Annotated in this window: 18 protein-coding genes; 16 read left to right on the plus strand and 2 right to left on the minus strand. The window is 63.9% G+C overall.

All coding sequences use genetic code 11. The features are described from left to right. Nucleotides 1-109 precede the first annotated feature (109 nt). The gene (locus ACVOLI_RS09575; protein ID WP_313173626.1) at nt 110-511 is read left to right on the plus strand and encodes a GFA family protein; all 402 of its coding nucleotides are present in this window, start codon (nt 110-112) and stop codon (nt 509-511) included. A 21-nt stretch (nt 512-532) separates the two neighbouring features. On the opposite strand, the gene ACVOLI_RS09580 is transcribed toward ACVOLI_RS09575, so the two are convergent. After that, entirely contained in the window at nt 533-1,813 is a 1,281-nt protein-coding gene (locus tag ACVOLI_RS09580) for an NAD(P)/FAD-dependent oxidoreductase (RefSeq protein ID WP_481534416.1), read from the minus strand. Between the two features lie 127 nt (nt 1,814-1,940). On the opposite strand from ACVOLI_RS09580, the gene ACVOLI_RS09585 reads away from it, so the two are divergent. From ACVOLI_RS09585 to ACVOLI_RS09595, 3 genes are all read left to right on the plus strand, one after another. Then, nucleotides 1,941-2,744 carry an NYN domain-containing protein gene (locus tag ACVOLI_RS09585; RefSeq protein WP_481510853.1) on the plus strand — a complete coding sequence of 268 codons (804 nt, stop codon included), beginning with the start codon at nt 1,941-1,943 and terminating at the stop codon, nt 2,742-2,744. An 18-nt stretch (nt 2,745-2,762) separates the two neighbouring features. Continuing rightward, the gene (locus ACVOLI_RS09590; RefSeq protein ID WP_481534417.1) at nt 2,763-3,383 is read left to right on the plus strand and encodes a glutathione S-transferase family protein; all 621 of its coding nucleotides are present in this window, start codon (nt 2,763-2,765) and stop codon (nt 3,381-3,383) included. Nucleotides 3,384-3,561: 178 nt separating this feature from the next. Beyond that, complete coding sequence (locus tag ACVOLI_RS09595; protein WP_481534418.1) at nt 3,562-3,735, plus strand: hypothetical protein; 174 nt, start codon at nt 3,562-3,564, stop codon at nt 3,733-3,735. A gap of 51 nt (nt 3,736-3,786) precedes the next feature. On the opposite strand, the gene ACVOLI_RS09600 is transcribed toward ACVOLI_RS09595, so the two are convergent. After that, nucleotides 3,787-6,921: a TonB-dependent receptor gene (locus ACVOLI_RS09600; protein ID WP_481534419.1), complete on the minus strand. Its 3,135-nt coding sequence runs from the start codon at nt 6,919-6,921 to the stop codon at nt 3,787-3,789. Between the two features lie 727 nt (nt 6,922-7,648). On the opposite strand from ACVOLI_RS09600, the gene ACVOLI_RS09605 reads away from it, so the two are divergent. From ACVOLI_RS09605 to ACVOLI_RS09660, 12 genes are all read left to right on the plus strand, one after another. Next, complete coding sequence (locus tag ACVOLI_RS09605; protein WP_481534420.1) at nt 7,649-10,108, plus strand: GH92 family glycosyl hydrolase; 2,460 nt, start codon at nt 7,649-7,651, stop codon at nt 10,106-10,108. A 98-nt stretch (nt 10,109-10,206) separates the two neighbouring features. Next, nucleotides 10,207-11,265: a LacI family DNA-binding transcriptional regulator gene (locus ACVOLI_RS09610; protein ID WP_481534421.1), complete on the plus strand. Its 1,059-nt coding sequence runs from the start codon at nt 10,207-10,209 to the stop codon at nt 11,263-11,265. A gap of 43 nt (nt 11,266-11,308) precedes the next feature. Then, complete coding sequence (gene fucP / locus ACVOLI_RS09615) at nt 11,309-12,616, plus strand: L-fucose:H+ symporter permease (protein WP_481534422.1); 1,308 nt, start codon at nt 11,309-11,311, stop codon at nt 12,614-12,616. Between the two features lie 6 nt (nt 12,617-12,622). Then, nucleotides 12,623-13,618: a carbohydrate kinase family protein gene (locus ACVOLI_RS09620; RefSeq protein WP_481534423.1), complete on the plus strand. Its 996-nt coding sequence runs from the start codon at nt 12,623-12,625 to the stop codon at nt 13,616-13,618. Then, nucleotides 13,615-14,847 carry an AGE family epimerase/isomerase gene (locus ACVOLI_RS09625; protein WP_481534424.1) on the plus strand — a complete coding sequence of 411 codons (1,233 nt, stop codon included), beginning with the start codon at nt 13,615-13,617 and terminating at the stop codon, nt 14,845-14,847. Before ACVOLI_RS09620 ends, ACVOLI_RS09625 begins: the two co-directional genes overlap by 4 nt. Nucleotides 14,848-15,081: 234 nt before the next feature. Continuing rightward, nucleotides 15,082-17,793, plus strand: coding sequence for a beta-mannosidase (locus ACVOLI_RS09630; RefSeq protein WP_481534425.1), 2,712 nt, complete (start codon nt 15,082-15,084; stop codon nt 17,791-17,793). Beyond that, complete coding sequence (locus ACVOLI_RS09635; protein ID WP_481534426.1) at nt 17,793-19,226, plus strand: glycoside hydrolase family 47 protein; 1,434 nt, start codon at nt 17,793-17,795, stop codon at nt 19,224-19,226. Before ACVOLI_RS09630 ends, ACVOLI_RS09635 begins: the two co-directional genes overlap by 1 nt. A 311-nt stretch (nt 19,227-19,537) precedes the next feature. Further along, complete coding sequence (locus ACVOLI_RS09640; protein WP_481534427.1) at nt 19,538-20,200, plus strand: response regulator transcription factor; 663 nt, start codon at nt 19,538-19,540, stop codon at nt 20,198-20,200. Beyond that, on the plus strand, nt 20,197-22,029 hold the full coding sequence (locus ACVOLI_RS09645; protein ID WP_481534428.1) for a sensor histidine kinase: 1,833 nt from the start codon (nt 20,197-20,199) through the stop codon (nt 22,027-22,029). Before ACVOLI_RS09640 ends, ACVOLI_RS09645 begins: the two co-directional genes overlap by 4 nt. A gap of 102 nt (nt 22,030-22,131) precedes the next feature. Beyond that, nucleotides 22,132-24,039 (plus strand): hypothetical protein, encoded by a 1,908-nt coding sequence (locus tag ACVOLI_RS09650; protein WP_481534429.1) that lies wholly within the window; start codon nt 22,132-22,134, stop codon nt 24,037-24,039. A 24-nt stretch (nt 24,040-24,063) separates the two neighbouring features. After that, a complete protein-coding gene (locus ACVOLI_RS09655; RefSeq protein WP_481534430.1) occupies nt 24,064-24,285 on the plus strand; it encodes a hypothetical protein in 222 nt (73 codons plus the stop codon). A 157-nt stretch (nt 24,286-24,442) separates the two neighbouring features. Then, entirely contained in the window at nt 24,443-25,531 is a 1,089-nt protein-coding gene (locus ACVOLI_RS09660) for a serine hydrolase domain-containing protein (protein WP_481534431.1), read from the plus strand. Nucleotides 25,532-25,691 lie beyond the last annotated feature (160 nt).

Here is a 25,691-nt window from a genome sequence, read left to right on the forward strand (position 1 = left end):
GGGGGGGGGGGGGCCCCCCCGCCCCCCCCCCCCCCCCCCCCCCCCCCCCCCCACTACCAGTGAGCTTTCCCGTGTAGATTCGGCATTCCTCTTGCAGACGGAGCTGGTGATGAAAGGGAACTGCCTGTGCGGTGCGGTCGAAGTGATCGCCAATGAGCATTCCGAAATCGGCCTATGCCATTGCAGCATGTGCCGACGCTGGTCCGGTGGGCCGCTGTTCGCGGTGCATTGCGATGACCAGGTGCAGGTCATCGGCAGCGCGTTGAAGACCTATCGTTCGTCCGACTGGGCCGAGCGCGGCTTCTGCTCACAGTGCGGCACGCACCTGTATTACCGCTTGGTGCCGGACGGCGAATACTTCGTGCCGGCCGGTTTGTTCCAGGAGCAATCGTTTGAACTGGCCAGCCAGATCTTCATCGACGAAAAGCCGTCGTACTACGAATTGGCCAACGAGACGCCGAAACTAACCGGGCGCGAAGTATTCGAGCAGTTCGCCAACGGCAACAGCTGATTGCCGCTGGCGCGGCTGCGATCAGCCCGCAGGTTCCTTGCCATCGTCCTCGTCGGCATCGCCGAGGATGATGCGCGCGCTGCGCTGGTAGCTCCAATACGCTACCGCCCAGTTCAGCAGCACCACCAAGCGGTTGCGGAAGCCGATCAGGAAGAACACATGCGCGGCCAGCCAGAACCACCAGGCCAGCAAACCGGACAGCTGCAGCTTGCCGACATGCACGATGGCGGCCATGCGACCGATGGTGGCCAGGTTGCCCTGATCGTTGTAGCGGAATGGCGGCGGCGCTGGCTTGCCATCAAGACGCGCGCGGATCACCTGCGCCACGTACTTGCCCATCTGCTTGGCGGCTGGCGCCACACCCGGCACCGGCCGCCCGTTGGCCTGCATCAGCGCGACCAGATCGCCACCGGCGAAGATCTCAGGGTGGCCGGGAACCGTAAGGTCCGGTTCCACCTGTACTCGGCCGGCGCGGTCCAGCGGCACCTCCAGCGTGCGTGCCAGCGGTGAGGCGGCCACACCGGCCGCCCACACCACGGTGCGTGCGGGGACATGGGTGTCGCCCAGTTGGAAGCCCTGTCCGTCGATATGGCTGACGGCGGTGCCGGTGAGAACTTCCACGCCCAGCTTCTCCAGCTGGCGGCGCGCCTTCAGTGACAGCACTTCCGGGAACGAGGACAGCACCCGCGGTCCGGCTTCAACCAGGCGTACCTTGGCGTCGGCCGGATTGATATGGCGGAACTCGTTCTTCAGCGTGTGGCGCGCGATTTCGGCCAGGGTGCCGGCCAGTTCCACGCCGGTGGGACCGCCGCCGACGATGGCGAAGCTCAGCCATGCCGCACGTTTGGCCGGGTCGGGCTCGGCCTCGGCGCGCTCGAAGGCCAGCAGCAGCTTGCGGCGCAGGTACAACGCGTCGTCCAGCGTCTTCAGGCCGGGCGCATCGGCCGCCCATTCGTCGTGGCCGAAATAGGCGTGGGTGGCGCCGCTGGCGACCAGCAGCATGTCGTAGCCGATCTGGCTGCCATCGCCGAGTTGCACCTGCTTGGCATGTTTGTCGATGGAGACCACTTCACCCAGCCGCACCTCGATGTTGCGCTGCCTGCCGAGGATGTGCCGCAGCGGCGCGGCGATATCCGGCGAGGACAGGCCGGCGGTGGCGACCTGGTACAGCAGGGGCTGGAACAGATGGTGGTTGCGGCGATCGACCAGGGTGATGCGCAAAGGTGCATCGGCCAGTGCTCGGCTGGCCCAGAGCCCGGCGAAACCTCCGCCGATGACGACAAGGTGCGGGTGTTGCGGCATGACGTACTCCGGTGTGGCCGGTGCACCGGCCGTGGGGGCGGGTTGTCAGCGCATATCATCGCATTGATGTGCTTTGAAACAGCGATGACCGATACTGGCGGTCAGCTTGCCGCCATGGAGTCAGCCCGTGTCTGAGCCTGAAAAGCGTATCGCGTTGTTGATCGACGCCGACAACGCACCGTCATCGAAGATCGACGAGATTCTTGTGGAAGTGGCCGCCTTCGGCGTGGCCAATGTGCGCCGTGCCTACGGCGACTGGAAGAACCCACGCTTGAAGGGTTGGGAAAGCGTGCTGCATGAGTTCGCGATCCGGCCGATCCAGCAGTTCGCTTATTCCAAGGGCAAGAATGCCTCGGACATGGCGATGGTGGTGGACGCGATGGACCTGCTGTACGCGCGCAACCTGGATGGCTTTGCGATTGTCTCCAGCGATGCAGACTTCACCCCGCTGGTGATGCGCATCCTCACCGACGGTGTGAAGGTATATGGCTTCGGCGAACAGAAGACGCCGTTGGCCTTCGTCAACGCCTGCTCGAAGTTCACCTATCTGGAAGCGCTGGGCAACGATGCACCCGAAGTCGTCGAACAGGTGGCCGCCAGCAGCGCGCCGACCGCGGCGACTGCAACGGAAGTCGCGGAGCCACCGGCAGCGCCGATCAAGCCGCGCAGCACCAATGAACTGCGTGGTGACACGCGGCTGCTCAATCTATTGCGTGGCGCGGTGGATGCAGTGGCTGATGAGCAGGGCTGGGCCCTGCTCAGCGCCGTCGGCAACCAGATCGCCAACCGCGCGTCGTTCGATTCCCGCAATTATGGCTATCGCAAGTTGAGCGAGTTGATCGATGCCACCGGCCTGTTCGAGGTCAAGCGTGCCGGCAAGTCATCGGCGGTACGCGCGCTGCCACGCAAGGGAGCGCGCGATGAAAACTGAGTTGAAAGGAGTGGCGGAATGTTGAAGATATGGGGCCGGCGCAATTCCAGCAATGTGCGCAAGGTGCTGTGGTGTGCCGAGGAGATCGGTCTGCCGTATGAGTCCATCGAAGTGGGCGGCGCGTTTGGTGGCACGCAGACGGCCGAGTACCGCGCGATGAATCCGAACGGCCTGGTGCCGGTGATCGAGGACCAAGGTCTGCCGGTCTGGGAGTCCAACGCCATCGTGCGCTATCTGTCGGCACGTTATGCATTGGACGTGTTGTATCCGTCCGACCCGGTTGAGCGGGCGCGCAGCGAACAGTGGATGGATTGGACTACCTCGAGTTTCGCGGTGGCGTTCCGTGACCTGTTCTGGGGTGTTGTGCGGACTGCACCCGCGGATCGTGATGAGGCGCGTATTGCCGCAGCGTTGTTGCGTTGTGGGGAACTGTTGACGCTGGTCGATGCGGTGTTGGAAAAGCAGCCTTGGTTGTCCGGTGAGCGGTTTGCGATGGGCGATATTCCGCTGGGTTCCTTTATCTACGCCTGGTTTGAGATGCCTATCCAACGGCCGGAGCTGCCGCATCTGGCAGCGTGGTATGCGCGCTTGCAGCAGCGGCCGGCGTATCGGAAAGGAGTTATGACGGCGTTGACGTAGAATTTTGCGGAATGCGGAATGCTAGCCCCTCTCCCGCTTGCGGGGTGAGAGGGGCAGCTTGCGAGCCATTGGTTCGCTGCCCATCGAACGCCCTTGCGCCAGCGCAAGGGCGGGGGCGCGGAGCGGGGCTGGGGTGAGGGGGCCTTTGCCTTTTGCCTTGCGGTTTCTTTGATAGAAAATGCGCTGGAAAGAGCTGAAGCAGCAAAAGCGAAAACAAAAACAAAAACAAAAACAAAAACAAAAACGCCCCCATCCGCCCCCCGCCTTCGCGGGGGCGGGCTCTTCGGGCACCTTCCCCCGCAGGCGGAAGAAGGAAAGCAGTCTCCGTCGAATTAAAGAAGCCGCGCTGTAACCAGCGCGGCTTCTTCACTATCTCCGTGCAGACTACACGGCTAAACCAGCCTTAGAACTTCCAGGTCAGGCCCATGTACAGCTGGCGACCTGCATAGCTGTTGGACAGCAGGCGGGCCTTGGTGTCGCTGCCCAGGTGCACACGTTGCTCGGACTTGGTGGCGTTGAGTACCGAAGCACTCAGGGTCAGGTCCTCGCGGATGTTGAATGCTGCGTTGAGATCCAGCTGATCATACGGTTCGGTGTAGATGGTGAAGCCGTTGTTCAGGCCACCAACTACTTCGCCGCGACGGTTGTACGAGGCACGCGCCAGGAAATAGCGGTTCTCGTAGAACACAGTGAAGTTGCCCTGGTTCTTTGCACTGCCTACCAACGGCGAGGCACCGATCTTCTCACCGTCGATTTCAACTGAAGCCAAGTTGGTGTCGTTATAGGTGTAGTTGGCCTGGAAGCCCAGGCCGAAGTCGAAGGTGTACTGGCCGTACACTTCCACGCCCTGTGATACGCCGTCCTGACCGTTGGCTTCGGTAGAGTAGTTCTGCACAGTTACCGTCTGCCCGGCGACGTTCATCTGCAGGTCCCGCACCACCGGTACGGTGAAGTTCTTGACGTCCTTGCGGAACAGGCCGACACCGGCCACTGCGCCCGGCTGGAAGTACCACTCCAGGCTCAGGTCGTATTGGATCGCTTCAAACGGTTCCAGGTTCTTGTTGCTACCTGAGCCGTACCAGCCCGGATTGGTGGTGCCGCCGGTGACCAGTCGGTCGTTGCTGTACTCCTCGCTGTAATAGCTCAGGCCGCCCGGATAGGCGATGCTGGTGTAGCTCGGGCGGGCGATGACCTTGGATGCGGCACCGCGCAGCACCAGGTTGTCGGTGATATCCCAGGCGATGTTGAAGCTGGGCAGGATGTCGGTATAGGTCTTGTCCAGCGAGGCCAGCTCATAGGACTTCTCGCGGGCCAAAGCATCCGGCACACGGATCAGGTCGTTTTCGCACTGGTAGCCCAGGCCCGAGTTGAGATACGCCCCGGCACCCGGGTCGCTGCAGGCCATCGGCGTGCCGGCGCTGTTGTCAGCCCAGTAGTCGACAAAACGCTCAACCGAGTCACTGGATTCGGCGTGCTGCTTGGTGCGGGCTACACGGACGCCGACGTTGCCGCGAACACGTTCGGTACGGAAATTGGCTTGGAAATAGCCGGAGTAGACCTTCTCGCCCACGTTGTAGACGAAGTCGTCCTCACGACGGTTCTGCGCCGGACCGTAGGTCTTGTTGAGATAGTCGATGTAGGCGGGATAGTTGATGCCCGGGAATACGTTCGCGTTGAAGCCGCCGGCGATATTGCCGATCGGCTGCGACAGGAAGAAGCCGGGTTGTGCGATGCCGGCGGTGGAATCACAGCCAGCCTGGTAGCGCTTGCTGTAGTCGCTCGGGTCCGCACCTTGGCACACCCAATAGGTATTGCCGGTATTGCGGTGCACCTTGCTGTCGCTGTACTTGGTGCCGAACTGGATGGAATCCAGCCAGCCAGCTTCGAACAGCTTGTTGAAGTCCGCCTGGAAGTGATTCTGCTTGATGCTGGTCTGGGTCCATGACGAGTCGGTGGAACCGGTGTCGACCTCGGCGATGCCGTTCATCAGCTGCTGCTGCAGATCCGGCGAGAACGTTGCCGACGGCGTACCGGTGATGTCCCACGCGCTGTACTGGTTGCCGCTCTGCCACACACCATCCACCTTGCGGCGGGGCTTGGCTGACATGCGGAAGCTCATCGAAGGGCCGCCTTCGGACCAGGTGCGGCCACCGGCGAATGACGCCTTCCATAGCGGGCTGATGTCCCAGTCCACGCTCAGGTCGGCAGTCTGCGACAGCGCCTTCTCGCGGCTGTAGGTGCCGGTCAATTGCGGGGTCGGAATGGTGCAGTCATCCGGGCCCCAACCGCCGCCGGGCAGGCCGGCGGCCTTGGCTTCGTCTTCGCTGCAGATATAGGTCTTGCCGGCGAGCTTTTCGTACTCGGCACCGGTGACGATGGTGCCGCTGGGGTCGAATGTGAAGTCGTTGAGCAGGCGGCCCGGTTCCCAGTTGCCATCGCCAGCGACACGTGCCAGGTTCCATTCCGGAATCTTCAGCATATTCTGGGTGTAATTGCCTTCCAGCTCGAAGCGGAAGTAGTTCGCGGTCATGGTGACGTTGTCGACCGGCTTGAACTGGAAAGTAAACTGGTTGCCGGTGCGCTCGCGCTTCTCGTCCTTGACTGCGAAGTTGACCGAGGTTGGCATGAAGAAGCCGGAGTAGTGGCCGCCATTCTGATTGTAAATACCGGAACGACCCCAGAACTGCGAAGCCCCAGGCAGGCGATTGCCGTGCACGTCGACGGCCGGGTCGCGGGTGGTACCCGGTTCGTTCCAGACGTAGTCGTGGCTGATATTGCCGTTGGCGTCGAGGCGGTCGCTATACCACTGCCAATCTTCCGTGCTGGCGGTCATGGTGCGGCTGCGACGGTTCTGCTGGGTGGCGCCGATCAGCAGGCCGAAGCGTTCGTCCTCGCTGTGCCAGGAGTACATTGCCGACGCCTGCGGGTCGATGCCGCTGGTGGTGTCCGACGAGGTGCCTTCGATGCTGGCGAAGCCGGAGTTGGCTTCCATGTCCAGCGGGCGACGCGTGCGCAGGATCACCGTACCGCCGATGCCACCTTCTTCCAGGCGTGCTTCCGGAGTTTTGTACAGTTCTGCGGCCGACAACATGTTGGACGGCAGCAAGGTGTAGTTGAACGAGCGTGATGCTTCGTTGTTGGTTTCCGAGCTGGCGACGTAGTTGCCATTCAACTGGGTCAGGGTGAGGCCTGATGCCAGACCGCGCACGCTGACGTTTTTACCTTCGCCGCCGTCGCGGGTAATGATCACACCCGGCACGCGCTGCAGCGCGTCGGCCACGTTCTTGTCGGGGAACTTGCCGACGTCTTCCGCCGTGATCACTTCGACCACGGCATTGGCGTCGCGCTTCTGTTCAAGGCTTTTTTCGATGGCGTAGCGGTAGCCGGTGACGTTGACGCTATCGAGCGTGGTGGCGTCGGGGCTGGTGCTGGCCTGTTGCGCGAGCGCTGCGCCGGGAACGGCTGCGACGGCGAACAAGGCGAAGGCAATGGCGGCGGACAATGTGTCGCGGCCGTGCTTGCGTGTGATCTGTTTCATTTCTCTCCCTCTCCTGGATTGAATCGCTAACTGTCACGTTGATTTGGACTTGTATCGATCTAAAAACGGGTGAAACCGGGGCCTTGTTGCGTTCGCTCAATGATTGGTTTGGCGCTCGAGCAGGGTTCCGTTGCCGGGATCGTGGGGGTGTCGATTTGGATCGATCTAAACGATTGGCGCGCATTTTTTAGCACAGCCAAAGGTTTGACGCATGCTGCTTCGCAATATGGCCTTGCTCCCTCCCTTTGGCCGCAGGCCAAGGGGAGGGTTGGGGAGGGTTGGGGAGGGGGTGGCTGTTGGGGCTTTACCGGTAAGGCCCCTGCCGAGTATGGCTCGGCACTACAGGGGCGGGTTTTCGTTCTGATGTTGCGCCGCAGAATGCGTTGGGCGAAATGCTCATGCTTTACTTGGATCGATCTAAATTTTCGGCAACGTGCTTCCGGGGATGCAGGTGGGGCCGCGCAGGGCGGGGTCCAGCTTGCTGCAAGCCACTGAAAACACTGCCGAGCAGCGTGTTCCACGGCCCAAAGTTTGTTGCTTTTGCCACGCCAGTCGCCGTCGTGACGGCCGTCGGGGCAGCTGCAGGGGCCTACCCGTTTTGCTGATGCCTGGCATCTCTCCCCCATCCCGTTCCCGGATGGGCTGGACATCAGCGGCCCGGCTTGTCCGGGCCAACTTCTGCCGTAGCTACATCGCCGCCGTACCGACCGACCCAAGGATCCAATGCATGAGCCGATCGCCTTCCGCCGCCACTACCCGCCGCCGCCCGCTGGCAACGGCTGCCTGCCTGCTGGCGCTGAGTTTCGCGCCGTTGCTGCAGGCCGCGCCGTCGGCCGCGCTGGAGCGCGAGGTCAATACCTTCATCGGCAGCAAGGATGACGGCAATACCTTCCCGGGCGCGTCGGCACCGTTCGGCCTGATCCAGGTCAGCCCGATCGGCAGCCATTACTCCGGCTGGCGCTATGACGACGAAAAGATCCGCGGCTTCGGTCATTCCTTCATCTCCGGCGCCGGTTGCTGGGAGCAGGGCGGCCAGGTCTCGGTATTGCCGGTGACCGGCAGCATCGGTCCAGGTGGTGACTTCGACACCAAGGACCCCAAGCGCTTCGACCACAAGAACTACGCCTCGGCCTATAGCCACGATGGCGAAGTCGGTCAGGCCGGCTACTACAAGGTCCGGTTGACCGATTACCGTGGCATCGACGTGGAAACCACCGCGTTGACCCGCGCTGCCGCCGAGCGCTACACCTTCAGCGCAGGCGTCAGTGAAGGCCAGGTGCTGGTCAATGTTGCCCAGGCCAATGAGCGCCATTCGGTGATCGGCAGCGTCATCGACGTGGTTGGCGACCGTGCGGTGGAAGGCAAGCTGGTCACCAAGAGCTTCTGCGGCGGCCACCAGTACACCACCTGGTTCCGCATCGAGTTTGACCGCCCGTTCAAGGCGCACGGCACCTGGGGCGAGGAAGGCGGCCTGCCCGGCGCGCGCCACAGCATGGAAGGCGAGGCCAAGCCCAATGGTGCGTGGCTGAGCTTTGACCTGGCCGGTGGCCGCAGCGTCACCGCCACCAGTGCGATCTCGCATGTGGATGCCGAAGGCGCGCGCAACAATCTGCGCAGCGATGGCATGCAGGGCGGCAAGCTGCTGGGCTTCGATCGCATGCGTGCGCTGTCGCAGGCGCAGTGGCGCGAACAGCTGGGCAGCGTCAAGGTTGAAGGTGCGAATGCCGATGACCGTACCGTGCTGTACACCGCGCTGTACCACGCGCTGCTGCAGCCGATGACCGGCAGCGATGCCGATGGTCGCTATCGTGGCTACGACGACGTCATCCACCGTGCCGATGGCTGGACCTACTACGAGTATTTCTCGCTGTGGGATACCTACCGCACGCAGAACCAGTGGTTGGCCCTGACCCGTCCGGAAGTCGCGCGTGATATCGGCCGCAGCCTGCTGGCCATCAACGAACAGGGCGGTTGGTTGCCGCGTTGGGGCTATGCCAACTTCGAAACCAATGTAATGACCGGCGACCCGGTGACGCCGTTCATGGTCGACCTGTGGCGCTTCGGTGCGCTCAAGGGCCGCGAGGCGGAAGCCTGGGGCGCGTTGCGCCGCAATGCCTTCGAGATGCCGCCGATCAATTCGCGCATGGCCGGTCGTTCCGGCAATGCCAGCTATCTCGCCAATGGTTATGTGGCCTATGACCGTGCCTTCCCCTCCAAGGGCATGGACGTTGATCCGCACCACGGCGGCTCGGCAACGCTGGAGTACGCATTGGCCGATTGCGCGCTGGCGCAGATGGCCGATGGCTTGGGCCACGCCGAAGATGCAGCGACGCTGCGCACTCGCGGTGGCAATTGGCACAAGGTGTGGGATGCGGATGTGCGTGATGCCGAAACCGGCTTCACTGGTTTCCCGCGTCCGCGCGACGAGAACGGCAAGTGGTATACGCCGGCCGATGGTCATTACAGCCCGCGATCGCAACACGGCTTCCATGAAGGCACCGGCTGGCAGTACCAGTGGCTGGTCCAGCAGGACGTGCCCGGGATGCTGCAGGCGATGCATGGCCGCGAACAGGCCGGCAAGCGTCTGGACGCGTTCTTCGCCTATGACGCGCTGCTGCAGTCACCGCTGACCGCTGCACGCAAGGAATGGGTGGTTGGTCCGTACAGCTACTACAACCAATACCGCTACAACCCGAACAACGAGCCTGACCTGCATTCGCCGTGGATGTATACGCTGATCGGCCAGCCGTGGAAGACCGCCACAGTGGTTCGCGCGGCGCAGCAGCTGTTCACCAATGCGCCGAACGGCGTTACCGGCAATGACGACCTGGGCACGATGTCGGCCTGGTACCTGTTCAGTGCGCTGGGCCTGTATCCGGCAGTGCCGGGCAGTGGCCAGTTCCTGCTGCATGCGCCGCGCTACAGCAAGGCCGAGATCACCCTGGGCAACGGCCGCACGCTGCGCCTGCAGGCGCCGGGCGCCGATCCGCGTAGCCTGCAGTACATCCAGAGCGTGCAGGTTGATGGCAAGCCGCAGCCGGCGGTGTGGCTGGATTGGCAGCGCCTGCAGCAAGGCGGCGATGTGCGCTTCACCCTCGGTGCGCAGGCACCGGAGCAGGGTTGGGGCACCGCACAGGCGGACCTGCCGGTGTCGTACTGCGCCACCCCGGGCAGCGCCCAGCTGTGAGCTCGGGCAGCGCCAAGGCCGGAAAGAAGGGAACGGGCAGCGCAAGCGCTGGCCGTGATCCTTTAGGCTTGGCGCATCCCGGAACCGCAGCGGAAATGATGAAAGACACTTCTACCGGCGCCAAGGGCGCACGCAAGGCCGGCCAACGCGCGGTCACCGTCACCGACATCGCGCAGGCGGTGGGCGTGTCGCGGGCGACTGTGTCGCTGGTGCTGCGCGGCAGCCCCCTGGTCAATGTCGACACCCGCGCCAAGGTCGAGGCGGAGCTGCGCAAGCAGCGTTATGTGTACAACCGCACCGCTGCCAACCTGCGTCGTCGTACCTCGTCGTCGATCGCGTTGGTGATCAACGATCTGTCCAACCCGTTCTTCGCCGAATTCGCCTCGGGCGTGGACGAAGCGCTGGGTGGCAAGGGCTTCGTGACCCTGCTTGGCAGCACCGGCGAATCGCCGCAGCGTCAGCAGGCGGTGTTGAGCACCTTGATGGAACACACGCCGACCGGCTTCATCCTGTCGCCGGCCGAAGGCAGCGATGCCGAAGAGCTGCGCCATGTACTGGGCGCGCATGCCAACGTGCTGTTGTTCAACCGTGAACTGGCCGGCGCTGACTGGGATTTCCTCACCCTCGACAACCAGCACGGCGCGTACATGGCAACCCGTCACCTGATCGAACGCGGTCATCGTGACATCGCCTTCTTTGGCGGGCATGGCGCATCCAGTTCCTGCGCGCAGCGTCGCCTCGGCTACCAGCAGGCCTTGAGCGAGGCCGGCTTGCCTCTGCATGCGGACTGGTTGATCGAGTCCGCGCCCAATCGTCTGGAAGCGGCTGCACGTACCGGTGAATTGTTCGAATGCGCACAGCGACCCAGCGCGGCGGTCTGCTACAACGACACGGTTGCATTGGGCCTGATGCTGGGCCTGACCTCGCGTGGCATCCGCCCGGGTGGTGATTTCGCCGTTACCGGATTCGACGATATCTCCGAGGCTGCGGTCGCGGTGCCGCCGTTGACCACGTTGACCGCAGATCCACGCGAACGTGGCCGGCAGGCTGCAGCCTTGTTGCTGCAGCGCCTGGACAACCCCGATGCCGCACCGATGCGTACCGTCGCAACGGTGCAGCTGAGGATCCGCGAAAGCAGTGCAGCAAGACCAAGCTGACTCCTCAACCCCATCTCCCGATTACCGTATCCAGGCAGCCCACATGCACATACCAACATCGCCGTCATCTACATCAAGCCAGTCGGCGCCCGTGGTCAATACGCGTGTGGCCATGGCGGTGGCGACGACCATCTTCTTCATGTGGGGCTTCCTGACCTGCCTCAACGACATCCTGATTCCGCACCTGAAGTCGGTATTCGAACTGAACTACACCCAGGCGATGCTGGTGCAGTTCACCTTCTTCGGTGCGTACTTCCTGATGTCCTTGCCAGCTGGTCGGCTGGTGGCGCGGCTGGGTTACAAGCAGGGCATCGTCGCCGGTCTGGTGATTGCCGGCATCGGTGCGCTTGGCTTCTGGCCGGCGGCGGAGCTGCGCATCTATGGCGCCTTCCTGGCGGCCCTGTTCGTGCTGGCAACCGGCATCACCGTGCTGCAGGTAGCGGCCAATCCCTATGTGGCGCTGCTTGGCCCGGAGCGCACCAGTTCCAGCCGCCTGACGCTGGCACAGGCCTTGAACTCGCTGGGCACCGCGATCGCGCCGATCTTTGGCGGCATGTTGATCCTGGGCAATACGGTCAAGAGCGCCGACGAGCTGACCGCGCTGCCGCTGGCAGACCAGTTGGCCTACCGCGCGCAGGAAGCGCAGTCGGTGCAGGGGCCGTATCTCGGCCTGGCAGTAGCCCTGTTCCTGCTGGCGCTGTTCGTGTTCCTGTTCCGGCTGCCGTCGCTGAGCGAGAACAGCGAACAGGCCGACAGCGCACGCCACAGCTATGGCGATGCGCTTCGCCACAAGCACCTGCTGTTCGGCGTGCTGGGCATCTTCTTCTATGTGGGTGCCGAGGTCTCGATCGGCAGCTTCCTGGTCAACTACCTGTCGCAGCCCAACATAGGCGGCTTCAGTGAGCAGCAGGCCACGCACTACGTGTCGCTGTACTGGACAATGGCGATGATCGGCCGCTTTGCCGGTTCGCTGCTGCTGGTGCGCTTCTCGCCGCGCAAGCTCCTGGCGCTGTTCGCGTTGATCAATGTGGGTTTGCTGGCACTGACCATGGCCAGCGAAGGCCAGGTAGCCCTGTACTCGATCGTGGCGATTGGCCTGTTCAACTCGATCATGTTCCCGACCATCTTCGCGCTCGGCATCGAACGCCTGGGGCCGTTGACCAACAAGGCGTCCAGCCTGCTGATCATGGCCATCGTCGGCGGCGCGGTGGTGCCGTTCCTGCAGGGCATGCTGGCCGACCGCATCGGCGTCCACCATTCATTCGTACTGCCGTTGCTGTGCTACGGCTACATCATTTTCTACGGGCTGGTCGGTTCGCGCACCAGCACCGGCGTTACCCAACAGGACTAAGGCCAGATGGGCAAGATTGTTTGTTTCGGCGAGATTTTGATCGATCTATTAGCGCAGCCGCCGGCCTCGGCGGACACCCCGCGCGCGTTCCTGCAGTACGCCGGCGGTGCCCCCGCCAACGTCGCAGTGGCAGCCGCGCGGTTGGGTGCCAGCAGCCATTTCGCCGGCATGCTGGGCCGCGACATGTTCGGTGACTTCCTGCTGGAGAGCCTGCAACAGGCTGGGGTCGAGACCGACTGCATCGTGCGTACCGACGTAGCCAAGACCGCGCTGGCCTTCGTCGCGCTGGACGCGCATGGCGAGCGCAGCTTCAGCTTCTACCGGCCGCCGGCGGCGGATCTGCTGTTCCGCGCCGAGCACTATGTGTCCGCCTGCTTCGACGGCACGGCCTGCTTCCACGTCTGCTCCAACAGCCTGACCGAAGCGGACATCGCCGCGGCGACCTTCGCCGGCATGGAGCGTGCGCGCGCCGCGGGCGCGGTGGTCAGCCTGGATCTGAACCTGCGCCCGGCGCTGTGGCCAGCGGGTGTCGATCCCTCGCCGCGCCTGTGGCAGGCCTTGGAACGCGCTGACCTGATCAAGCTCTCGCGCGAAGAGCTCGATTACCTGGCCGCGCCACTGGGCGCCGACGGTGATGCGCAGGTACTGCGCCGCCTGTTGGCTGCGCAGGCACGCTGGGTGATCGTCACCGACGGTGCAGGCACGCTGCGCTGGTATACCCGGCATGGGGAGGGCGAGGTGCCGAGCTTCCGTGTGCAGGCGGTGGATACCACCGCTGCCGGCGACGCCTTTGTCGGTGGCGTGCTGGTCGGGCTGGTTGAGCGTGGTGGCGCAGGCGCCGGTTTTGCCGCGTTCTGCCAGACCCCGAATGCAATCAATGGCACGCTGCGCTTCGCAGCTGCGGTAGGTGCCCTGGCGGTAACCCGCAAGGGTGCGTTCGCGGCAATGCCCGCCTTGAGTGAAGTACAGCAGCTGCTGCAGCAACAGGAAGCCATCGCATGACCACTACGCCCGATTTCCGTTCCCCGGCCTTCCTGCGCGCGCATATCGCCGACACGATGGCCTTCTACCATCCGCATTGCATCGATGCGGATGGCGGTTTCTTCCACTACTACCGGGACGACGGCAGCATCTACGATCGCAGCCATCGCCATCTGGTCAGCAGCACCCGCTTCGTCTTCAACTACGCGATGGCTTACCGCGAGTACGGCAATGCGGAGTATCTGGATGCGGTGAAGCACGGTGTGCGCTACCTGCGTGATGTGCACCGCAATCCAGCTACTGGCGGTTACGCCTGGACCCTGCGCGATGGCAAGGTCGAGGACGACATGAACCACTGCTATGGCGTCGCCTTCGTATTGCTGGCCTACAGCTGTGCGCTGAAGGCCGGCATCGAGCAGGGCCGCGAGTGGATGGACGAGACCTGGCAGCTGCTGGAACGCCACTTCTGGGAGTCGCAGCACGGCCTGTACCGCGACGAAGCCGACGCCAACTGGAACTTCACCGGTTATCGCGGCCAGAACGCCAACATGCATATGTGCGAAGCAATGCTGGCTGCGTTCGAGGCCAGTGGCGAACAGCGCTACCTGCAGCGCGCCCTGCAGCTGGCCGACAACATGACCCGCCGGCAGGCGGCCAAGGCCGGCGGCCTGGTCTGGGAGCACTACGACATCGATTGGAACATCGATTGGAACTACAACCTAGACAATCCCAAGCACCTGTTCCGTCCGTGGGGGTTCCAGCCCGGTCACCAGACCGAATGGGCCAAGCTGCTGATGATTCTCGACCGCCACGTCGATGCCGATTGGTTGGTACCGACCGCACGGCACCTGTTCGATGCCTCGATGACGCGCGCGTGGGATGAAGCGCGCGGTGGCCTGTATTACGGCTTCGCGCCGGAATCGCGTCGTCAGCCCAACATGGATGGCGCGGCGATTGGTGGTGACAGTTTCGTCTGCGACGACGACAAGTATTTCTGGGTGCAGGCCGAGTCGTTGGCGGCCGCCGCGCTGCTGGCCAAGCGCACCGGCGATGCCGGCTACTGGGAGTGGTACGACCGGCTGTGGGCGTACTCGTGGCAGTACTTCGTTGATCATCGCTACGGCGCCTGGTTCCGCATCCTCGACGCCGACAACGGCAAGTACGACGACGAAAAGAGCCCGGCCGGCAAGACCGATTACCACACCATGGGTGCCTGCCACGAAGTGTTGAATGTGGTGCGCGAGGGCTGACCAACAGCGCTCGCAGTGATCTAGTTGTCATCCCCGCGAAGGCGGGGATCGCTCTGGCTCTCCGCTTCGCTCGAGCAGCGTTCGCAATAATCCAGTCGTCATACCCGCGAAGGCGGGGATCGCTCTGGCTCTCCGCTTCAGTAGTGAATCTCAGAGCAAGCGTAGTTTCATGTTTTGTTGAAGACGGTTTCGCGGTCCGTAAGAAAGCGCAACCAGTAGCAGGGAGGAAGCAGCATGCAGCACGTGCACCTGAAATTTGGATCGATACAAATTCATGCTCAACGCGTGTGCCGCGGCCTGTTGCTGTGCGCGCTGTGGCTGGCGTCAACTGCAGCAGTGGCTGCATCATTGCAGGCGCAATGGAGCTTCCGCCTGCTACCGGGCGATGCACAACTGCAGACGCATCCGGGCATGGATGCGTGGAAACAAGCAACCGTGCCGGGCAGCGTGCACACCGATCTACTCGCTGCCGGCTTGATCGGCGATCCTTATGTCGGCGCGGCCGAAGCGGGCCTGCAGTGGATCGGACTCGCTGATTGGGAATACCGCGCCCGCTTCGACGTGGATGCCGCAAGCCTGGCGCGGCCGCATGCGGAGCTGCGCTTCGATGGCCTGGACACCTTCGCTGAAGTCCGCCTCAACGGCGAGCCGCTGCTGAAGGCAGACAACGCGCACCGCACCTGGCGTGCGCGGGTCGATGGTCGCCTGCGTGCGCAGGGCAATGAATTGCAGATCGTGTTCCGTTCGCCGATCCGCACGCTGCTGCCGCAGGTGCAGGCGATGCCGCACAAGATTGCCGGCAACTATCCATCGCCCTACGGGGATGAGCCCAAGGATGCGATGGTCGGCAACTTCGTACGCAAGCCCGCCTACCACTTCGGTTGGGACTGGGGGCCGCGTTACGTCACTGCCGGTGTATGGCGGCAGGTGCACCTGGACAGTTGGGATCAGCAGCGCATCACCGATCTGGCAGTGCGCACCGATGCATTGGATGCGGACAAAGCCAATTTGAGCGTACAGCTGCAGGTGGAGCAGGCGGACAAGGCCGGCACCCAGCAGGTCGTCATCGACGTGCGTGACCCGGACGGAAAGACGGTTGCAGAGATCAAGCGCGATGTCGCATTGGCGCCGGGCGAGAACAACCTGTCGCTGCCACTGCAGATCGACAAGCCGCGACGCTGGTGGCCGGTGGGCTACGGCGCGCAGGATCGCTATACCGTGCAGGCGCGTTTAGGTGAGGGCAAGCAGGACGCGCTGACATCCAGCATCCGCATCGGCCTGCGCACCGTGCAGCTGCAGCGCGAAGAGGACAAGGACGGTGGGCAGGGCTTTGGCTTCGTCATCAATGGCGTGCCTGTATTCGCCAAGGGGGCGAATGTCATTCCGTTTGATGCCTTCCCGGCACGGGTGACGCGCGAGCGCCTGCGCCGCGACCTGCAGGCCGCGCGCGATGCCAACATGAACATGCTGCGCAACTGGGGCGGCGGCTACTACGAAGACGATGCGTTCTTCGACATCGCCGATGAGCTCGGTTTGCTGGTGTGGCAGGACTTCATGTTCGGCGGCGGCATGCAGCCGGGCTATGACCCGGCGTTCCGCGCCAATGTGGTCGCCGAAGCGCGCGACAACATCCGTCGTTTGCGGCACCACCCCAGCATCGTGCTTTGGTGTGGGAACAACGAAGAGGAAACCGCGTGGAAGGATTGGGGCCACGGCAAGACCTTGAAAGAGGCCGATCCGGTGTTTGCCGCGAAAGTCTGGCAGGGCTATGTGGACCTGTTCGGCAAGGACCTGCGCAGCGTCGTCGCCGAGGAAGGCCTGGGCGTGCCGTACTGGGCCAGTTCGCCGAGCAATGACCTGGACACCAAGGCCAATGACTCGCGTCGCGGTGACAAGCACTACTGGGAAGTCTGGGGCAACCCGGCGTTGCCGCCGACGGCCTACCTGAAGGAAACCCCGCGCTTCATGTCCGAGTATGGCCTGCAGGCCTGGCCGCAGCTGTCGACCATCAACGCCTTCGCCACGCCGGAAGAACAGCAGGTGGATGGGCCGGTGATCGAGGCGCACCAGAAGTTCCTGGCCGGCAAAGGCAATGAGCGCCTGCTGCACTACATCGAGATGGAATTCGGCACGCCGCGCTCGTTTCCTGATTTCGTCTACCTGAGCCAGATGATGCAGGCCGAGGGCATTGAACTGGCCGCGTTGCACCATCGCGCCTCGCGGCCGTACACGATGGGTTCGCTGTACTGGCAGCTCAACGATGTCTGGCCGGGTGCATCCTGGTCCAGCGTGGACTACTACGGCAACTGGAAGGCACTGAACTTCCATGCCCGTCGCTTCTTCGCCGATGTGGCGGTGGCCGCGCTGCGCGATGAAGGAAGCACCCGTTTCAGTCTGCTCAACGATGGCAGTGCAGCACTGCAGGCGCAGTGGCGTGTGCGCGTGCTGGATTTCGATGGGCGGGAGTTGCAGCAGCAGCGCCGGCCGATCAGCCTGCCCGCACTGTCAGCCACCGAGGCTGCACGCTTCAGCGACGCCGAGTTGTTGCAGGGCGCAGACCCCAGCCGCAGCGTCGCCGTATTCGAACTGCTGCGCGGCGACGCAGTAGTGGCACAGCGACTGGTCTACTTCGTCGCCGCCAAGCAGCAAGCCTTGCAGCCGGCACAGCTGCACAGTGAGTTGCGCGCCGAAGGCGATCATTACCTGCTGCAGCTGCGCGCCGACAAGCTGGTCCGTGGTATCTGGATCGGCTTCAACAACGCCGATGCCAGCATCGAGGACAACGCCTTCGATCTGCTGCCCGGGCAGACCCGCACGCTGCTCGTGCGCAGCACCGCACCGCTTTCCACCCTGCGCACAGCCCTGCACCTGCAGACGCTGGGCGACACCCTGCAGTCCCGTCCCGTTGCATCGCAAGACAACGCTTCCGTCGAGAGGATCCACTGATGACCCGTTCCCTGCGTACCGCCCCCCTGGTCGCCGCGCTGATGCTGGCGCTTTCCGCCTGCAGCCAGCAGGCTGCCGCTCCCGCCACCACCCCGGCTGCCCCGTCCACTGCCGCTGCACCGGCCGATGCGGCGCTGCCGGCCGTCGATGACGCCGAAGCCGCACGCATGGCCGAGCAGGTCCGTGAGGCCACCCGCCACGCCTGGCAGGGTTACATGCAGTACGCCAAGGGCCACGACGACCTCAAGCCGCTCAGCGGCCAGCCGCGCGACTGGTACCCCAAGCCGCTGCTGATGTCGCCGGTCGACGCCCTGGACACGCTGCTGCTGCTCGGCCTGGACAAGGAAGCTAACGAAGCACGTGAGCTGATCGTCACCCAGCTGTCCTTCGACCAGGACATCGACGTGCAGAACTTCGAGGTCACCATCCGTCTGCTCGGTGGCCTGCTGTCGGCCTACCAGATGACCAACGACGAGCGCCTGCTCAAGCTCGCCGATGACCTGGGCACGCGTCTGTCGCCGGTGTTCGACAGCCCGACCGGCCTGCCGTACACCCACGTCAACCTGCATACCGGCAAGACCAGCGGCAAGATCAGCAACCCGGCCGAAACCGGCACGCTGCTGCTGGAGTTCGGCACCCTGGCCAAGCTCACCGGCAAGCAGGCGTACTACGACAAGGCCAAGCGTGCGCTGGTGGAAACCCACAAGCGTCGCTCCAAGATCGGTCTGGTTGGCCTGAACATCAACGTCGAAACCGGCGAGTGGACCAACAAGGATGCCTCGATCGCCGGTGGCATCGACTCGTACTACGAGTACCTGCTCAAGTGCTGGAAGCTGTTCGGCGACGAAGACTGCAAGAAGATGTGGGACGAGAGCATCGGCCCGATCAACCAGTACCTGGCCGATGAATCGCGCGAAGGCGAGCTGTGGTATGGCCACGCCGACATGGATACCGGCGCCCGCACCTCCACCACCTATGGCGCACTGGACGCCTTCATGCCGGGCCTGCTGGCCCTGGGCGGCGACCTGGACCGCGCCAAGCGCCTGCAGGAATCCAACCTGAAGATGTGGCGCCTGCACGACATCGAGCCGGAGTCGCTGGACTACGCCAAAATGGAAGTGCGCTCGCCGGGCTACGCCCTGCGCCCGGAGATCGTCGAGTCCGCGTACTACCTGCACCACTACACCGGTGATGCACGCTACCGCGGCATGGGCAAGGAGTTCTTCGATGACTTCGTGCGCTACACCCGCACCGATCATGGCTTCGCCGCGCTGAAGGATGTCCGCAGCAAGGAGAAGGACGACTCGATGGAGAGCTTCCTGTTCGCCGAGACGTTCAAGTACTACTACCTGCTGTTCGCCCCGGCCAAGACCCTGGACTTCGACGGCATCGTCTTCAACACCGAAGCCCACCCGCTGCGTCGTACCTGGTAATAGCGAGCGAGAGCCAAGGCTACCCAGATTCATCCGGAGCAAGGCTGTCTCGTAGATTATCCGGAGCCAGGCTTCCTCCCCTCTCCCGCTTGCGGGGTGAGGGGGGGCAGCTTGCGAACCGCAGGTTCGCTGCCCAACGAACGCCCTTGCGTCAACGCAAGGGCTGGGGCGCGGAGCGGGGGCAGGGGGTGAGGGCCGCCTCGCCTAACGATCCAAACGGAAGCAGCTTTTCCGCTCCAAGTGCCCCCCATCACAAGCCAACCGTAAGAGCACGCTAAACTCCGCCACAACACGGACCATGGCGGGGCCCGATGGAGCTGTCTTCCATCCTGATCATCGACGACGATGCAGCCTCGCTGGCGAGGCTGGTCAGGCTCGTGTCCGAATTGCTGACAGACCAACAGACACGGATTCACACCGCCGACAGCCTCGGCAGTGCCCTTGCACTCCTGCAAGCCCATCAGTTCGACCTCGCCCTGGTCGACATGCAACTACCCGACGGCACCGGCATCGAACTTGTCGGATGGATGCAGCAGCATGTGCCGCAGCTGCAAGCAGTGATTGTGTCCGCGTTTGCCGAGGAAGAAAGCATCTTCGCTGCATTGCGCGCCGGCGCCGCAGGCTACCTGCTCAAGGACCGGGAGGACATCGAGCTGACGGTTGCACTGCGCAGCCTGCAACGCGGTGGCGCGCCGATCGACCCGATGATCGCGCGGCGCATTCTGGCCTTGCTGCCAGCGGTTGCGCAGCCTCCAGTCGCTGCTCCAGCGGCGCCCGCCGTGCAGCTGTCCGAGCGAGAGCTCGGCATTCTGAACCACGTTGCGCAGGGCTACGGCAACCGCGAGATTGCCGAGTTGCTCGGCTTGTCACGGCTCACCATCGAAGCCCACACCCGCAACATCTACCGCAAGCTGGCGGTGGGCTCGCGGACCGCCGCGGTATATGAAGCGCGTGCGATGGGGCTGCTACCTTGATCCGCTGGTTCTTGCTGTTGCTGCTGTCGGTCTGCATGGCCAGCGCCAACGCAGGGGCAGGGGACATCACCCGTATCACCCACGCTGAAGCTGTACGTGCAGACTGGCAATCGCCAGCAGCACCTGCGCAGGGTTGGGTGCAGGTGCCACTGGCTGACCAGTGGCAGACGCGCTGGCCCGATCACGACGGCGTGGTCTGGTATCGCCTGCGTTGGCAACAGAATGACGCCAGTCAAGCAACCGGCCTGCTGCTGGATTACACCTGCATGGCAGCGGCCGTATACCTCAACGGGAGCCTGATCGATCGCGACCCGTCGCTGGTCGAGCCGCTGTCACGCAGTTGGCATGTACCACGCTATTTCCTGTTGCAGTCGCCGCTGCTCAAGCAAGGCGAGAATGAACTGCTGGTTCGGGTCTCTGGCCTGGCGGCCTACCAACCTTCGCTGGGGGTGGTGGATGTAGGCGACCCGCAGATCCTGCAGGCACGCTTCCACAACGAAGTTTTCGTCCGCCACGACCTGCAGGTTCTGGACAGCGCGATCGGCTTCGTGCTGGCAGCGGTGATCGGCATGTTCTGGCTGCTGCGGCGCAAGGAGTCGATGTACGGCTGGTACGCGTTGAGCGCGGTGTTCGGACGCCTGTACGACAGTAATTTCTTCGCCAGCAGCCCGTGGCCGTTCCCCAGCACCGATGGCTGGCAAGCCTTCATTGGTGCCTGCTACGTGGCCGGTGCTGCTGCCCATACCGTCTTCCTGCTGCGTTTCTGCGAGCGGCGCTGGCCGCGGCTGGAGCGCGTGTTGCTGGCCATTGCAGTGCTGGTGATGGCGGGCGCCCTGCTGTGGCCGCAATGGATGGGGCCGCATCGCAACGTCTATCTGGTACCCACCATCGCCTTCCTCTACCTGGTCTCGTTCACTTTCATGGGCTATGCGCTGCGCAGCGGCCGGCGTGACTACCAGGTGCTGGCGCTGTGCATCATCCTGCCGATCGCGGTATCGCTGCATGATCTGGGCGTGTACATGGGCTGGTATGGCGGTGTCAGCTACCTGGGATCGTTCACCTCGCCGTTGATGCTGCTCGGCATGGGCTTCGTGCTGGCGTACCGCTTCGCCAATACCATGCAGCGGGTGGAAGGTTTCAACGCCGAACTGCGCCACGAAGTGCAGCAGGCCACCACGCAGTTGGCGGATACCTTGCAGCAACAGCATGCGCTGGAGTTGTCGCATAGCCGCGCCGGTGAGCGCCTGCAGCTGGTGCGTGACCTGCACGATGGCTTTGGCGGCACCCTGGTGGGCGCAATAGCGCGCCTGGAGCAGGCGCCCGATGACATGCCACGGCAGAAGGTCATCGGTATGCTGCGCGAGATGCGTGACGACCTGCGCCTGGTCATCGACAGCACCGCTCGCGAGCAGGCGGATCTGGCCGAGCTGCTGGTGCCGCTGCGGCACCGTGCCAGTGGCTTGCTGGATGCGGTGGACATCCAGGCCCACTGGCACCTGCAGGACATCGATGGCATCGAGCTTGGAGCCAGCCGCAGCCTCGACCTGTTGCGGTTGCTGCAGGAAGGCCTGACCAACGTGTTCAAGCACAGCCACGCGCAGCGCGTGGATGTCTACCTGCGTCGGCAAGGTGACCAGCTGCAACTGCATATCGACGACGACGGTATTGGGCTGGTGCAAGGTGCCAGTGGCAAGGGGGCATCGGGCACTGGCGCTGGGCTGGCCAGCATGCACCTGCGTGCACGCAGGCTGGGCGGCGAACTGCAGGTATCAGCCGCCGCCAATGGCAGCGGAACGCGGCTGGCGTTGCTGCTGCCACTGATGGCGTGATCAGGTGACGGTCCGGCTGGCTGCCGACTACCTGATTTCGTGGATGCGGGACATGTAGGCACAACGGTAGGTTTGTCCCTTGCTGATTCGGGGGATCCTTCCATGAACCGTCCTGTCCTTGCCAAGGCTGCGCCGCTGGCCGTGCTTGCCATGCTGGGCCTGTTGCCGTTTTCGCCAGCGCAGGCTGCTGAAGTCGTTGGCGGTACCTCGCCGACCACGCCCTGCACGCAAGACGCCAGTACTGGTGCCATTGCCTGCCAGGAAGGCAGTCGGGTTGGCGCTGATGGCAATCCGGGGCCGTCGCAGCCGGGCTGGAGCAGTTCTGCTGGCGGGCTGGGAAATTCCACCGGCAACACCGCCTTCGGGCAGGGCAGTTCGGTCGGCATGGGCGGGCAGGGCTCGAATGGCACCGCAGGGGGGACCGGTGGTACCGGTGGCAATGGCGGTGCCTACAACCTGGCGTTCGGCAGCAACAGCAGTGCTGGTAACGGCGGCAGGGCCGGTCAGGGCAGCGCGGGTGGCACAGGCGGCAATGGTGGCGCCGGCGGCAACTACAACATCGCGTTGGGCAACGGCAGCCAGGCTGGCAATGGCGGTGACGGTGTCGAAGGCTGCTGTGGCTTCCATGGTGCCAGCGGAACGGCAGGCACGGACAACAATGTCGCCATCGGCAGGAATGCGATAGCTGCCGGTGGTGGTTCGGTCGCGCTGGGCTCTGGCAGCAGCGACGGTGGTCTTGCCGATGTGGTGTCGGTGGGGTCGGCTACATTGAAGCGGCGCATCACCAACGTTGCCGCCGGCACAGCTGGCAATGACGCGGTGAACCTCACCCAGTTGAACGCGGTGTCGGCATCCACCAGCAGCGGGCTGGCAGGTGTGGCTGCGTGGTTGGGTGGCGGTGCTGCGTACAGTGGTGGCGTGTTCACCGCGCCGTACTATGCGGTCCAGGGAGGGGTGCACCACGACGTGGGCTCGGCGCTGGGCGCGTTGGACGCGGGGCTGGCCGCTGAGGGCACTGCGCTGCAGGGCTACGCCGATGCGGGGGCTGACGCTGCGTTGGTGGCGGCGAATCAATACACCGATGCGCGTGAAACCGCCATCCGCAACGACATCGCCGCCGGAGGGGACGCCACGCTGGATGCGGCCAACGCGCACACCGATACGCGCGAGGCAGCGATCCGCACCGATATGGCCGATGCGGACGCGTCGACCCTGGCCAGCGCCAACAGCTATACCGATGCACGTGAGGCGGCCATCCGCGACGACATCGTCGCCGGTGGCGCGGCCACCTTGGATGCGGCCAATGCGCATACCGATGCGCGCGAGGCGGTGATCCGCACGGACATGGCAGCGGGGGATGCGGCAACGCTGGCTTCGGCGAATGCTTATACCGATACGCGTGAGACTTCGTTGCGTGGTGACCTCGCGGCCGGCGATGCGGCTACGCTTGACTCCGCCAACCAGTACACCGACCAGCAGGTCGCCAACAGTCAGGCGATGGGGCTGCAGGCCGCGCGCGCGCATGCCGATGCCGGTGACGCCGCGACCTTGGCCGCGTCCACGGTTTACACCGATGCCCAGGTGGCCACCGTGCGCGGTGAGGTCAGCGCGGGGGATACGGCGACGTTGGCTTCTGCAAACCAGTACACCGATACGACCGCAGCCCAGACCCTGACCAGTGCCAATGCCTATACGGATAGCGCGCTGGCCGCGTTCAGCGACGACTTCACCCGCTTCCATGACGGCGTGGAGCAACGCCTGCGCAATCAGGACCGACGCATCGACCGGATGGGCGCGATGACATCGGCAATGACCAACATGGCGATCAACGCAGCCGGTGGCCAGAGCGCGCGCGGGCGGGTTGCGGTGGGCGCCGGTTTCCAGGGGGGGGAACAGGCGCTGTCGATCGGTTATGGCGTGCGGCTGGGGGCGCGCGCTTCGTTCTCGCTGGGCGGAGCCTTTGGTGGCGGTGAGAAGTCCGCCGGTGTTGGCTTCGGCGTTGACCTGTGATGTCGACGGCCGCGGACGTGTAGCGTGACAGCCCTCGCGTTGCCGCTGGTGCTGCGCCTGGTGCCAGCGTTTGCTATCGAGGCGAGCGCGAATCCACAGCACCGCCGTATTCGCAACGGCTCATGGATCATCAACGATGCAGGGCTGCGTCGCGAGGTTGAACTGTCCATCGGGAGTGCGGCGTGGCACGTCGTCATCCGTGAGCAAAGGATGATGCAGCGGATGCTGCAGCATTCCGGGCGTTGAGGTGGGGGGCTCAGCCCAGTCGAGGCAATGGCGAATGCCGGGTGCGGGTGATCGCCGGTTTAAACCTTTTGCCCGTTGCATGCATCCAAGTCTGGAGTCGGTGATCGCGACAGCCGCGATCCGACGCATTTCCGCCAGCCACGACCGGAGCCAGACGATGCGACGTGCAACCTCCCGAAACCCGTTGTGCCTGGGTGTGCTTCTCTGCGTGCTGCCTCTTCAGTTGGCTGCGGCCACGCTGGAGGCTGCCAATGAGGCGACACGGCGCTTCATTGCTGCCAGCATGGAGGACAGAGGCATCCCGGGGCTGCAGGTTGCGGTGGTCAAGGACGGCAACGTGGTGTTTTCGACGGCGGTCGGGCTGGCCAATGTCGAGAACAAGGTGGCAGCCACGCCTGCGACCCTGTTCCCCATCAACTCGGCGACCAAGGCATTCACCGGCGTGGCGGTCATGCAGCTGGCCGAAGCCGGGCAGCTTGATCTTGATGCGCCAATCTCCGCCTATCTGCAGCAACTGCCCGCCGCATGGCAGGCGATCCGTGTACGCCAGCTGCTGGCGCATACCTCGGGCCTGCCGGATATCGTCGATGCGCAGGGCCTGGTTGGTGGTGGTTCCGAAGCAACGGCATGGCAGCTGGTTGAGCAACAGCCGATGCAGGCCTTGCCGGGCGCGCGGTTCGCCTACAACCAGACCAACTACGGCTTGCTGGCCAGGATCATCGCTCAGCGCAGTGGCAGTACCTATGAGGACTATCTGGCGGACAACCAGTTCAAGCGTGTTGGCATGACGCACATCGGGTTCGGTGACAGCTACGATCTGCTGCCGAACGCAGCGACCATGTACAGCTTTTTTCCACGCAGCAGTGATGCTGCCGGTGCACCGAAGCGACTTTCGCACTGGTTCTACGACATGCCACAGGGCTTGTGGGCCGGTGGTGGCATCCAGACCACTGCCGATGATCTGGCGCGGTGGTTGGCGGCCCTGTTGCAGCATCGCGTGCTGCGGGCTGACAGCCTGGCGCGGATGTGGATGCCGGAGCATCTGAACGATGGCAGCGAAGGTGATTGGGCCGCGGGCTGGCCGGTATCGGGGCCGACAGGAAAGCGCCAGATCAGCAGCTTTGGCGGTGCGCGGGCGGCGTTCGTGATTTACCCGGACGAAGGCTTGGCGGTGGTGGTTCTGACCAATCTTGTAGGTGCCAACCCGCAGCAGTTCACCGATCAGATTGCCGATTTCTACAGGTAGCAGCGTAGTGCCGAGCCATGCTCGGCAGGGGCATTCCAAGCAATGCCTTGTAGTGCCGAGCCATGCTCGGCAGGGGCTTCACCAGTAGACCCCAACGTAGTGGCCCGCCCCAGGCGGGGGAAGGGGTTAACGGGAAAATAAACCCCCGCAAGGGGCGGGG

The organism is Stenotrophomonas sp. STEN029, from assembly GCF_056760015.1.